We start from the raw sequence: 12,445 nt of genomic DNA on the forward strand, positions 1-12,445 counted from the left end.
CCCGACAAGCGGTTGCGGGGCGCGCGGGCCGCAGGCTAGGAGAATATTGGCATGAAAAGCGGCCTGCCCGTGGTCTTCGTGGGACTCACCGACTACACCAACGCCCCCACCCGCATACGGGCCTACAATTTCGCCCGCGCCCTGGCGCAGCGGGGCGTGGACGCGCGGGTGTTTTCTTTTCAGGACGATTTGGCCCCCCCGGCGCTCAAGGGCCTGGAAATGACCGCCATGCTGTACGTGGCCGAAGAACTCAAGCAGGAGCTGACGGACAGGGCCGTGGCCCGGCTTGAAGCCATGGGACCGGCGTTTTTCGTCATCCAGAAGGTCCACTACCATGCCGCGGCCGTTCTGGAAGTCTGCCGACGCCACGGCTGGCCCTACGCGCTGGACTACGACGACGACGACCGGGGCCGGTCTTCGCTCTTCAAGGACCCCGAGGTCAACGCCCGCCGGTTCGGGGTCGTCGGCCAGGCGCAAACGCTTGGCGCGGTGGCTTCCGGCGCCCGCTTCTGTCTGGCGTCCAGCCGGGCGCTCGCGCCCATCCTTTCGGCCTTCAACGACCGGGTGCACCTGCTCGAAACCGTGGCCGACACGGAGCGCTTCGTCCCGGCGGACCGCCCGGAACGCGCCGCGTCCAGCGCCGTTCCGCGCATGGTCTGGCTGGGCCAGATCTGGGGCAAGCGCATCCTCGACTGCCTGGATCTGGCCTGCCGGGCGGCCCGGAGGGTCCACCGCAAGGGGATTCCCTTCAGCTTCCACATCGTGGGCCGGGGCATGGAGGACGTGGTGCCCGAACATTTGCGCCTGAATTTCCCGGGGCTGCCCGTGTCCTACGACGGCTGGGCCGCGCCCGACCGCGTGCCCGGGCTTCTGGCCGGCATGGACGTGGGCGTTGTGCCGCTTGAGCCCGTGAGCCTCGACTACGAGTGGATGCGGGCCAAGAGCCCCACCAAGCTTTTCGAGTACATGGCCGCCGGCCTGCCCGTGGTGGCCACGCGCATCGGGGAGGCCGCCGGCGTGGGCGTGGACGGGCAGGAAGTCTTTCTGGCCTCCACCGAGCGCGAAATGGCCGACAAAATGGAGCGCCTGTTCACCGATCCGGCCCTGCGCCTGGAAATGGGCCGCAAGGCCCGCGCCCTGGTGGAGCGGCGCTACAGCCTGCGCGCGGCGGCCGGCCGTCTGGCCGGGCTGTTGGCCGGGGAGCGCGACGTTTGGCAAACCCCCGGCAAGGCCGGGGCCGGGTCCTTGACCCTTTGCGGGGAATGACCGACATGGATTACCGTTCGCACCATTTCGCCGAGGCCGTAAGACGCCTGGCCGCAACGCTGCGGGAGCTCACGGAGCGGGGTCTGCCCCTGGCCGTGCTCGGCGCGGGGGAGCACACCCGGCGCGTGCTCGAACGTCTGGACCTTTCCGCCTGGACCGACCGCCTTTACGACCATCTGGACGAAGGCGAAGAGTCCGAGCCCCTGGCCTTGCCGGTCAGCCCCCTTTCGGAACTGGACCTTCAGGGATCGGCCCATTTCGTGCTCTGCACCCACTTTCAGCAGGAAAACCTGCGCGAATGGCTGCTGACGCGCGGGGTGGAAGCGGAACGCATCCACGACATGTACACTCCGGCCGACCGGGTGCGCCAATTCGTCCGGGTGGCCTACGATCCCCTGGCGGACCTGCGCATTCCGCCGACCCCGGGGGACGCTCCGGGACCGGGCGTGGCCCGGTCGCGGAGCGGGTCGCGCTTCGTCAACCGGGTGCTGCTGGTGCATCCGCCCTTCGCCCGGGCCAACCGGCGGCACAAGAAGACCATGCCCATGGGACTTCTTGCGTTGGGCGGGTGGCTGCGCAAGCGGTTTCCCGACATTCAGGTCGAGCTTGTCGACGCCCACATCACCGACACGGCCCCGGCCGAGGTCATCGCCCACATCCTGGGCCGCCACTACGACCTGGTCTGCCTCACCGCCTGGACCGCCCAGGCCCCCATGGCCTTCGCCATCGCCGACGCGGTGCGGGCCAAGGGCGAGGCCTATGTGGTCATAGGCGGAGTGCACGCCACCTTGTGCCCGGACGAAACCCTGGAGCACGCCGACTTCATTGTGGCCGGAGAGGGCGAGCTTCCGCTGGGCGACCTGGTGGAGGCCCTGCGCGAGGGCGGGGACCCGTCTGGAATCGACGGCGTGGGCGTGGCCAAGGGGCAAGATCCCGGGCGTCAGATGATCAAGGACCTGGATATTCTGCCCTATCCCGCCTGGGAGCTTCTGCCCGACTGGCGGCTGTACAACTATCCCCTGCACGTGGTGGGCGGATACCGCTTTCCGCTGATGGGGTCGCGGGGGTGCCCGTTCGCATGCACGTTCTGCTCCTCGCCGCTCATGTGGAACCGCCGGGTGCGCTGGAACAGTCCCGAGTACGTGGCCGGTCAGATGTTTGCCGCCCATCGTCGCTACGCAGTGAACCAGTTCCACTTTTGGGACGACAACCTGCTGCTCAAGCCCGGACACATGGACCGGGTATGCGAGCTCGTGCTGGAAAGCGGGGTGGAGTTTCGCTGGCTGGGGCTTTCGCGCGCTTCGGACATCAACCGCCGCAAGGAGCTGTTGCCGCTCATGAAGCGGGCCGGATGCGTGGGCATGGAGATCGGCATCGAGTCCTTCACTCAGCAGAGCGCGGACCTCACCCACAAGGGGGAGGAGATAGACGCCATGGCCCAGGCGGCGGAAAACCTCATGCGGGCCGGCCTGGCCCCGCTCTACACCCACATGCTCTTCACTCCGGGCGAAGACCTGGCCAGCTATCCGGCCAAGAAGCGCTTTCTGGAGCGCATAAACTCCAAGGTGCCCGAACACTTGCGTTCCGACGGCGGGCTGGGCCAGCTCACCACGCCCCACCGGGGCACGGAGTTCGCCGCCGAGGCCCTGACCATGGGCACGGTCATGAGCCGCGAGAACGCCCACTACGTGCACCACCGGGTGAACTTTCTGCCCGACAGCCTGCTCGACGATACGCCTCGTCGCCTGACCGCCACGTCCGGCTCGCCGTATCCGCATCTGCATCTGATCGCGGGCTACGTGCACGACTGGACCCTCGAAGACATGGAGCGCTACGTGCTGGCCCACGCCTTTCTCTGGGACGCCATGGACGGCAAGCGCACCATTCGCCAACTGGCCGACATGGTGGCCAGACACCAGCCCTGGCTCAGCCGGGACCGCGCCATGGTCTTTACCGCCCTGGTCATGGTGGGGCTGGCCAAGGACAACCGCATCACGGGAGAACGAAATGACATCCGCAGCGCCCTGCAAGATTCTGCTGGCCAACGCTTCGTGGCATGACGAAACGCGCCCCTGGCTGTGGGGGGTGCGGGCTGGCTCGCGCTGGCCGCACATGGAAGGCTGGCGGCCCGACCAGGCCCCGCCGCCCTACCTGCCGTTTCCCCATTTTTTGGCCCAGGCCACGGCCCTGCTCGAACGCATTCCCGACTTGCGGGTGCTTCTTGTGGACAGCGTTGCCCAGGGGGAGAAACTGCCGGCCTTTCTGGGCCGGGCTTCGTCCTACGCCCCGGACGTGATCTTTCTGGAGGTCTCCACCCCGTCCATCGACTGCGACCTGGACACCGTGGCCCAACTCAAGGCCCTGCTGCCGGGCGTGACCGTCGGACTGGGCGGGGCGCACGCGCCGCTGGGCGATCCGGCCTGGCTGGCCGGGCATCCCCTGGTCGACTTCGCCTGCTTCGGCGAATACGAGCTCACCCTCGAAGCCCTGATGCGCGCCCGCCTGTCCGGCTCGCACGCGCCGGTGGCCGGCGCGCACGTGCGCCTGGACGACGGGACGGTCCGGGCGGGCGAGCCCCGTCCGCCCTGCGACGACCTGGACAGCCTGCCGCGCTACGCCTACCATCACCTGCCCATGCATCGTTACAAGGACAATCCCTTCGGCCTGCCCGGCCCTTCGGTGCAGGTGTGGGCCAGCCGGGGCTGTCCCTTTGGATGCACCTTTTGCGTGTGGCCCCAGGTGGTCTACGGTCAGCGCCGTTTTCGGCCCAGGAGCGTCGAAAAGGTGGCCGACGAGGTGGAGTGGCTGGTCAAGACCTACGATTTTCAATCCTACTATTTCGACGACGACACCACCAACGTGGGCCGCGAACGCACCCTGGCCCTGGCCCGCGCCCTGGACGCCAGGCGTCTGGGCGTTCCCTGGGCCATGATGGCCCGGGCCGACCTCATGGACCGCGAAATTCTCGAAGCCCTGCACGCCGCCGGCATGCGCGCGGTGAAATACGGGGTGGAGTCGGCCAGCCAGTCCCTTCTCGACGGCTCGGGCAAGGCCCTGGGACTGGATAAGGTCAAGCGGGCCTGCGACATCACCAGGGAGCTCGGCATTCGCATGCACCTGACCTTCATGCTGGGCTTGCCCGGCGAGACCGAAGCCAGCGCCCGGGCCACCATGGACTTGGCCCTGGAGCTCGATCCCGACGAACTGCAACTGTCGCTGTGCACGCCGTTTCCCGGCACCCGTCTGCACGAACAGGCCCTGGCCAACGGTTGGCTGGTGGAAGGCGGCAGGCTGGACGGCTTCAACGATTGCGCGCTCGACCTGCCCACCATCAGCGGCCAGGCCCTGGTGGCCGCCCAGCGCAGGGGCATGGAGGCGTGGCGCGCCCACCGGGAAGCGCGCGAGGCGCGCCGCAAGGCCGGGGCGTAACCTGACGCGTCGATGTCTTCGGGGGAGGCCGATATGAGCCGAGTCGGAGTCGATATGCCCGGCCAGGAGCCCGAAGGGGTCAAGATCCTGGCCCTGATCCCGGCCAGGGGCGGTTCCAAGGGCATTCCGGGAAAGAACCTGGCCGATCTGGGGGGCAAGCCGTTGGTGGCCCATTCCGTGCTGGCCGGGGTGAACTGCCGTTTTTTCGATCGGGTGGTGGTCTCCACCGACAGTCCGGAAATCGCCGAAGTGGCCAGGCGTTGGGGCGCGGAAGTCCCCTTTCTGCGCCCGGCCGAGCTGTCCCACGACACCGCCTCCCTGGACGACGTCATCTCCCACGTCCTGCAAACGCTCAAGCGCACCGAAAACTACGAACCTTCGGCCATGGCCATGCTCTATCCCACGCATCCGTTTCGCACGCGGGCCCTCATGGATTTGCTGGTCTCCAAGCTGGCGCGGGGCTACCGCTCCGTGCGCACGGTGCGGGCCATGCCGGCCGGAGACCGGAGCCATTACGTGCCCGGCGCGGGAGGAGGGCTTTTGCCCCTGGCCGGACCGGGCGAACTGTCTTCGCGTTGTTTTTTCAGGGAGTATGGCCTATTTTCCGGGTTCTGGCTGCAACCCGGAGGTCTCCACGAGTTCTACATCCATCCCCTACGCGCCGAAACCGAATTGCTCGACATCGACGAACCCCATCACCTGGCCCGGGCCAACGAGCTCTTCGCCCGCTGGGACCCGGAGGAGGAAACGCCCCATGCGCCGTAGCCGTGCGTTGAAAAAGCCCGTCGTGGGCTTTTTCAACGTGAGATCCGCACTCTCTCTGCTTGATGCGCGCGTCTGTGGAAACCGCCTGGCCGGGCGGCATCCAGGGGGCGCGAGGCCAGACGCCGGCCGAAGGGGGCGATTTTCGTCGAAAACGCGCCCGCCTGGGCCATGGAGCCGGGCATGACCCTTCTCGTGGCCATTCCCTGCCTCGACCAGGGGGAGGATGCGTCCGAAAACGGGCTGGAAACGGTTCTCGAGATGGTGCGGGCGGCTACGGACGCCGAAATTCACGTTTTTTTTCCTCCAGGTCGGCGGATCGACCCGCCCGCCGGGGTCATGGCGCATACGGACCCCTTGCCGGACGAACCGGATACGCCCTTTCCCGCCGGATGGCGGGGCGCCGTGCGCGTCCTTGCCCGGCAACGTCCCGGAGCGGCGGTGCTCGTGGTCCGTCCCGTCGCCGCCTCCTTGAACCGGGACCTGGTGGCCCGGGCGGCGCAGGCCTTGACCCAAGGACCGTTTCAGGCCGTGGCCGCCATGACCCCCAGCCGCGACCACCCCTGCCAGTGGGAGGAATTCTTCGACGTGCTGGCCAGCCGGGCCTACGTTCCGGTGGACGACGAGGCGCAGGGCGCGCGGGAGCTTCTGGCCCGGGCGGTGGGAGCGTCGGGGCCGGCGCGGGTGAGTTTGCCGGTGCGCATGCCTTCCTCGGCCCCCTGGCCCCAGGGGGATTTTTCCGGTCGGGTGCTCGAATGGCTGCCCGACGAAGGCGTTCTTCTCGGAAGCGCGCGGGCGTCCCATGAGACCGGCCGTGATCTTGGCGACCGGGTGTTCCTCGTGCTGGAAGAGGACGGCCGGGTCCGCCAGGCGGCCTTTTCCGCGTGCGATCTGGCGGCGCTGCCCCTGTTTTGTTCGGTGGGTCGTGCCGAAGCGGTCTTTCTGCGCGGAGCCGAGGCCTGGGACACGCTCGTTTCGAGTCGGGTCCGGGGCGCTTGCCGCTATCACCTGTTCGGGCTGCCCACCCGGGACGCCCCGCGCGGCGAAGGCGATCCCGGGGGCCTGTTCCCGGTCCGTTCGGAAAAAACCGTGGTCCTGGAAGGGCGTTCGTATGTTCTCGCCGGTCGCGCCGCCCCCCTGGCGCGCTCGCGGGTGGCGGTGTTCAACCTGCTGGCCCAGGCCCGGCTGCCCAAGGCGGACATCGCCGTGCCGTTCGAGACCCCTCGAGGCGGGTGGTGGCGCGACGACTGGAACATGGCCACGCGCAACACGGGCACGGGCGAGTGTATTCGCGGCCGGCAGAGCTTTCCCGAGGTGTACGAGCCCGAGGGCTCCCTGGTGGGATTTCGCGGTCCAGCCCTGGAAAGCCCCGAGGATTTTCTGGCCGGGGGGGGCGAGGTGTTTCCCCTGGTGATCGACCAGGCCCGCGCCCGCCTTGCGCGCGAGGGGCGCGTCCCCACGCCCGTTGCGATCCCGACCCCCGGCGAGGAGCCGGAGCGCACGGCCCCGGACGCGTTCGAGCATCCCGGGCTCCGGGAGTTTCTCCACCGCCGCGCGGCCCTGGACGCGACGCTAGCGCGGGCGAGCCAAGCCCTGGACACGATGGAGGCCGATCCGGCGTCCCCGGACCCGTCCGGGCGCGCCGCGTGCGAAGCCGACCTGATTCAGGCCCTGCGGCTGCTTGCCGATGTGGCCGACCGGCAGGCGGCCTTGACCCTGGAGCGCGCGACCGTAGCCCAGGCCGTGGCGGACTACGACGAGCGCGCGTTCGGCCTGCTGCCCCTGCGCGTGCACACGTTTCATCAGTCCCGTTCGTTTTGCCGCCGGGAAACGCTCCTGGACGAGAAGGCGCGACAAAAGCCGAGCGAAGAACTGCTCGCCCTTTGGGTCCGGTCACGCGGCGGGGACGTGGCCCGGGGGTACGCGGCCCTGCGCGACCAGGCCCTGGCGCTGGGCCTTTCGCCTGTCTGGTCGGCGGATATCGCCGTGTCCCTCGCGGTGCGGGGATGGCGCGACCAGGCCCTGGAGCTGGTCGGATGGCGCTATGCGGGCAGCCCCTGGCTGCGGGACGAGCATTCCCGTATCGGCGCGCTCTGCCTGCGTCCCGTGTTTCTTTTCGACCAATACCTGGACTGGATGGAACGCGACGCCTCCCCGGGAAGAATGTCCGCTCGGTGGACCGTCCATCTGTGCGAGGCCCTGGCCGTGTGCCGCCGGGACCGGGAGGCCCACGCCGTGGCCGAGGCCGCCTATGCCCGTTACCCGTATTTATACAATCTGCATGCCGTGACGAGTCTTTGGCGCTTTCAAACCAGAGATTACGACATGGTCAAGGCCCTGCCGGGATTTGAGAGGGACGCTCGCCAGGATCGGCTGACGGGAATTTTCGTCATTTTGCACGCGGCCGCCCTGGCCGCGGCCGGAAGGTGGGAGGAAGCCTCCGATACGGTGGAAAGGGCCTATGCCAAGGACAACTCGGTCGGCAACGGTTTCGCCATGATCGGATGGCATGGCGATTTCGTGCAACGCCGCGACGCCGAAGCGGCCCTGCTCTGGTTCGAGCGCGACAGGGCGCTTGGTCGCCTGGATATCAGCTGGAAGGGGTACGAAGCCGCGCTCTGCGCTTTTCAGGGCGACCTGGACAGGGCCTCTGCCTTGGTCGAGGAGGTATACGCCTATTTTCCGGCTTTCATGGGCTTATACGCCCAGGTCGGGCTCATGCGCTGGCTGCGCGAGCGGGACCTGGACGCCTGCCTGGCGGGGTTTTCCCGGGATGCGGCCCTGGGACGGCTGGAAAACCTCTCGTTTCAACTGGCCTGCCGGGCCGTTTTCCTTCTGGCCGGTCGGCCTTCCCAGGAGCCGCCCCTGCCCCTGCTGGACAGCGTCGGCCCCACAGTCATGTCCTGGGACCTCTGCATGGCCTGGCTCAGGCTCATGGGATTGCGCGACCGGGACCTGGAGGAACTGATGCCCGAATCCTTGCGGGAACGGTTTTTGGCCCAGGGGATGGCCGGACCGGCCAAGGTCCAGGGGTGAGAAGGATTTTCGCATGAAGCCGCTGATCGCCATCGTCCAGGCCCGCATGAGTTCGCGCCGGTTTCCCGGCAAGGTGTTGGCCCCGTTTCTGGGCAAGCCCCTGCTGGCCCGGGTGGTGGAGCGCCTGCGCGCTTTCGATGCGGCCCTGCCCGTGGTGGTGGCCACCAGCGACCAGGCCAGCGACGACCCGTTGGCCCTGTTCGCCGCCAGCCTGGGTGCGGCCGTCACGCGCGGCCCGCTGGAAGACGTGCTGGGGCGTTTCATGCTCGCCCTGGACCGCCATCCCTGCCGGGCTTTTTTTCGGGTCTGCGCGGACAGTCCCGTCTTGGATCCCGCCCTTTTCGCCTGGGCGGCCGAGGTCTTCGCCCACGAGCCGTGCGACCTGGTGACCAACGTGCTGCCGCGCACCTACCCCCCCGGGCGCAGCGTGGAACTGGTGCGGACCGAGACGTTTCGCGCCGTGGAGCGCGCGGCCTCGCTCCCGGAAGAACGCGAACACGTCACGAAATATTTTTACGCCAACGCGGGGCGCTTTCGCATCGTGAGCATCGCCAACCCGGAGCCGGCCCCGAGGGGGTTCAGCCTGGCCGTGGACGAACCGGGGGATCTGGCGCGTGTCGAGGACTGGTGCCTGGCGAACGAGGAGCGGACGTGTCGCGGCGCGCCCTGTGGGGACGGATGGAGTCGCCGGGGGGAGCCGTGAACGCGGGGCTTCTGGGAGTGGCCGTGGTCGGGCTGGGCGTCGGCGAACGCCACGCCAGGGTCTACCGGGCCGAGGGCGGCTGTCGTCTGCTCTGGCTGTGCGACCTGGACCGGGACAAGGCCCGGGCCACGGCCGCGGCCCTGGGCCAGGGACGCCCCACGACGGATTTTTCCCGGATCCTGGCCGATCCGGAAGTGGACGTGGTTTCCATCGCCACCTACGATGCCCAACATTTCGGTCAGGCGGTGGCGGCGCTGGAGGCGGGCAAGCACGTGTTCGTGGAAAAGCCCGTGTGCCGCACCCTGGCGGAAGCCCGTCTGCTGCTCGCGGCCTGGAAGGCGTCGGGGACGCCTCCGCGCGCCCTGGGGTGCAACCTCGTGCTGCGCGCCGCTCCGCTGTATCGCCGCCTGCGCCGGGCCGTGCGCCAGGGCGAACTGGGCCGCATCTACGCCCTGGACGGGGAATACCTTTACGGCCGATTGGAAAAGATTCTGACCGGCTGGCGCGGACGCGAGGACGACTACTCGGTCATGGCCGGCGGCGGGGTGCACATGATCGATCTGGCCCTGTGGATCACGGGCGAACGTCCCGAATCGGTTTTCGCCCTGGGCAACCGGATCTGCACGCGGGATTCCGTTTTTCGCTACGACGACTTCGTGACCGCATCGGCCCTCATGTCCGGCGGGGCCGTGGCCCGGTTCACGGCCAATTTCGGCTGCGTGCATCGCCATCAGCACGTGCTCAGACTCTACGGAACCCAGGGGTCCTTTCTCTACGACGACTCCGGGGCGAGGCTGCACGCAAGCCGCGATCCCCGGACGCCTCCGGTGGCGTGGCAAGACGATCCCGTGCCCGCCGACAGGGGGGAATCCCTCTCCCGGTTTCTCCTGGGAATCCGCCAGGGACGCGACTGGGCACGGGACGTGCATTCGTATCTCGACGTCATCGCCGTGTGCGCGGCCGTGGAAAAGTCCCACGCCGAGCGCCAACCCATACAGGTGGACTACGCATGAACCCTTCCCGCACCATTGCTTTCGGCCGACCCTGGATCGGCGACGAGGAACGTCAGGCCGTCCAGGAGGTCCTTTGCGGCAACATTTTGACGCACGGCCCCCGGTGCCGGGCCTTTGAGGAGCGTTTCGCCCGCTGGCTGGGCCAGGGCGCGCGCTGCGTGTCCATGAGTTCGTGCATGGCGGCCCTGCACATGGCTTGGATCGGGCTGGAGATCGGACCGGGCGACGAGGTGGTGACGCCGGCCATGACCCACGTGGCCACGGCCCACGCCGTCATGGCCGTCGGGGCGCGGCCGGTGTTCGTGGACGCCGACCCGGCCACGGGCAACATCACGGCCGAAGCCGTGGAAAAGGCCCTGAGCCCGCGTACCCGGGCCGTCACCCTGGTGCATTTCCTGGGCATTCCCTGCGACATGGAGTCCATCATGGCCTTGGCCCGGGATCGGGGACTGGCCGTGGTGGAGGACTGCGCCCTGGCCGTGGGCGCGCGTTTTAACGGCGTCCACGTGGGACTCTGGGGCGACGCGGGGTGTTTTTCCTTCTATCCGGTCAAACATATCACCACGGCCGAGGGCGGCATGCTCAGTTGCAAAAGCGAAGAGCTGGCCGCGCGGATCGCCCGCAAGCGGGCCTTTGGAGTGGACCGGTCCCACGCCGAGCGGTCCGAGCCGGGGGTGTACGACGTGGTGGATTTGGGGCTCAACTACCGCATGAGCGAGCTTCAGGCCGCGCTGGGCCTGGTCCAAATGGACAGGCTGCCCGAAATCCTCAGGCGACGCGAGGAGAACTTTTCCCGGCTCAAGGCGGGCCTTTCGGGCCTGGAGCACGTGCGCGTGCTCGACGCAACCGATCCCCGGGCCGAAAGCGCGCACTACTGCCTGGTCATGGTGCTCGAAGGCCCCCTGGCGACCAAGCGTTCCGCGGTGGCCAGGGACCTTGGCGAGGCGGGCGTGGGCACGAGCGTCTACTATCCCCAACCCGTGCCGCGCATGCGCTACTACCAGGGGTTGGCCCCCTATGCGCGCGAGCGGTATCCCGTGGCCGAGGCGATAAGCGATTGCGGCGTGGCCCTGCCCGTGGGGCCGCACCTGGGCCCGGACGACATGGACTACGTGGCGGACCGGGTCGTCGCGGTCGTGCGCCAACACCTTTAGCCCTTCGAGTGAGGCCTATGGACGCCAATACCATCGACATCAAGAATCGCAGGATCGTCCTCATCGGCGGGGCCGGATTCATCGGCCACAACCTGGCCCTGGAGCTCAAACGACGCGGTGCCGAGGTGTCGGTCATCGACGGACTGGAAGTGAACAACCTGCTGTCGCTCTATTGCTCGAACTACACCGGGCAGGAACGCGACCTCTATTTGAGCATCGTGCAGAATCGGCTCAAGCTTCTGCAAGACGCCGGAGTGCCGCTCTACGTGGAAGACGTGCGCGACTACTTTCGGCTGGCCTTGCTTCTCGAAAGGATCAAGCCCCATGTAGTGGTACTTTTGGCGGCCATCGCCCACGCAAGCAAGTCCAACAAGGACCCCTACAGCACCTTCGACCACAGCTTCCGCACCCTGGAAAACGCCCTGGACCAGTCGCGGGGCAAGGTCGAGCAGTTCATCTACTTTTCGTCGAGCATGGTGTACGGCAATTTCGAGTCCGGCACGGTCACCGAGGAAAGCCCCTGCAATCCCCTGGGCATTTACGGAGCGCTCAAGTTCGGCGGCGAGAAGCTGGTCATCGGGTACAATCAGGTGTTCGGCCTGCCGTATACCATCATTCGCCCTTCGGCCCTGTACGGGGAGCGCTGCATCAGCCGCCGGGTGGGGCAGGTGTTCATCGAAAACGCCCTGCGCGGCCAGGATATCGTCATCAAGGGCGACGGCGAGGAGCGCCTCGACTTCACCTACATCGGCGACATGGTGCAGGGCGTGTGCAAGGCCATCGAACGTCCCGAGGCCCGCGACCAGATTTTCAACCTCACCTACGGACAGGGGCGCAGTCTCAACGAAATGGCCGCTATGGTGCAAAGCCGTTTTCCAAGCGTCAAGGTCCGCCACATGGAGCGCGACGCCCTCATGCCGGAACGCGGGTCGCTTTCCGTGGACAAGGCCCGCAAACTGTTGGGCTACGAGCCGGCCTATCCGCTGGAGAAGGGCTATCCGCGCTACATCGACTGGTACGAACGGCTCTTTGCCACGCTCAATCCCCAGGCTCGGGGCTGTTCGCCTCAGGTGAACGACTAG

Annotated in this window: 9 protein-coding genes; all 9 read left to right on the forward strand. The window is 67.7% G+C overall.

Features of this window, described 5'->3' with window-relative positions:
• Nucleotides 1-51 precede the first annotated feature (51 nt).
• Nucleotides 52-1,266 carry a glycosyltransferase family 4 protein gene (locus ACYQ01_RS13995; protein WP_459934476.1) on the forward strand — a complete coding sequence of 405 codons (1,215 nt, stop codon included), beginning with the start codon at nucleotides 52-54 and terminating at the stop codon, nucleotides 1,264-1,266.
• A gap of 5 nt (nucleotides 1,267-1,271) precedes the next feature.
• Nucleotides 1,272-3,326 carry a B12-binding domain-containing radical SAM protein gene (locus tag ACYQ01_RS14000; protein ID WP_459934477.1) on the forward strand — a complete coding sequence of 685 codons (2,055 nt, stop codon included), beginning with the start codon at nucleotides 1,272-1,274 and terminating at the stop codon, nucleotides 3,324-3,326.
• Nucleotides 3,274-4,695, forward strand: coding sequence for a B12-binding domain-containing radical SAM protein (locus ACYQ01_RS14005; protein ID WP_459934478.1), 1,422 nt, complete (start codon nucleotides 3,274-3,276; stop codon nucleotides 4,693-4,695). Before ACYQ01_RS14000 ends, ACYQ01_RS14005 begins: the two co-directional genes overlap by 53 nt.
• A gap of 33 nt (nucleotides 4,696-4,728) precedes the next feature.
• Entirely contained in the window at nucleotides 4,729-5,460 is a 732-nt protein-coding gene (locus ACYQ01_RS14010) for an acylneuraminate cytidylyltransferase family protein (protein ID WP_459934479.1), read from the forward strand.
• Between the two features lie 180 nt (nucleotides 5,461-5,640).
• A complete protein-coding gene (locus tag ACYQ01_RS14015; RefSeq protein ID WP_459934480.1) occupies nucleotides 5,641-8,493 on the forward strand; it encodes a hypothetical protein in 2,853 nt (950 codons plus the stop codon).
• 13 nt (nucleotides 8,494-8,506) lie between these two features.
• Nucleotides 8,507-9,196 (forward strand): cytidylyltransferase domain-containing protein, encoded by a 690-nt coding sequence (locus ACYQ01_RS14020; protein WP_459934481.1) that lies wholly within the window; start codon nucleotides 8,507-8,509, stop codon nucleotides 9,194-9,196.
• Nucleotides 9,145-10,209: a Gfo/Idh/MocA family protein gene (locus ACYQ01_RS14025; protein ID WP_459934482.1), complete on the forward strand. Its 1,065-nt coding sequence runs from the start codon at nucleotides 9,145-9,147 to the stop codon at nucleotides 10,207-10,209. The genes ACYQ01_RS14020 and ACYQ01_RS14025 overlap by 52 nt, the downstream gene beginning before the upstream one ends.
• A complete protein-coding gene (locus tag ACYQ01_RS14030; RefSeq protein WP_459934483.1) occupies nucleotides 10,206-11,363 on the forward strand; it encodes a DegT/DnrJ/EryC1/StrS family aminotransferase in 1,158 nt (385 codons plus the stop codon). The genes ACYQ01_RS14025 and ACYQ01_RS14030 overlap by 4 nt, the downstream gene beginning before the upstream one ends.
• 17 nt (nucleotides 11,364-11,380) lie before the next feature.
• On the forward strand, nucleotides 11,381-12,445 hold the full coding sequence (locus tag ACYQ01_RS14035; RefSeq protein WP_459934484.1) for an NAD-dependent epimerase/dehydratase family protein: 1,065 nt from the start codon (nucleotides 11,381-11,383) through the stop codon (nucleotides 12,443-12,445).

Source organism: Fundidesulfovibrio butyratiphilus, assembly GCF_054657235.1.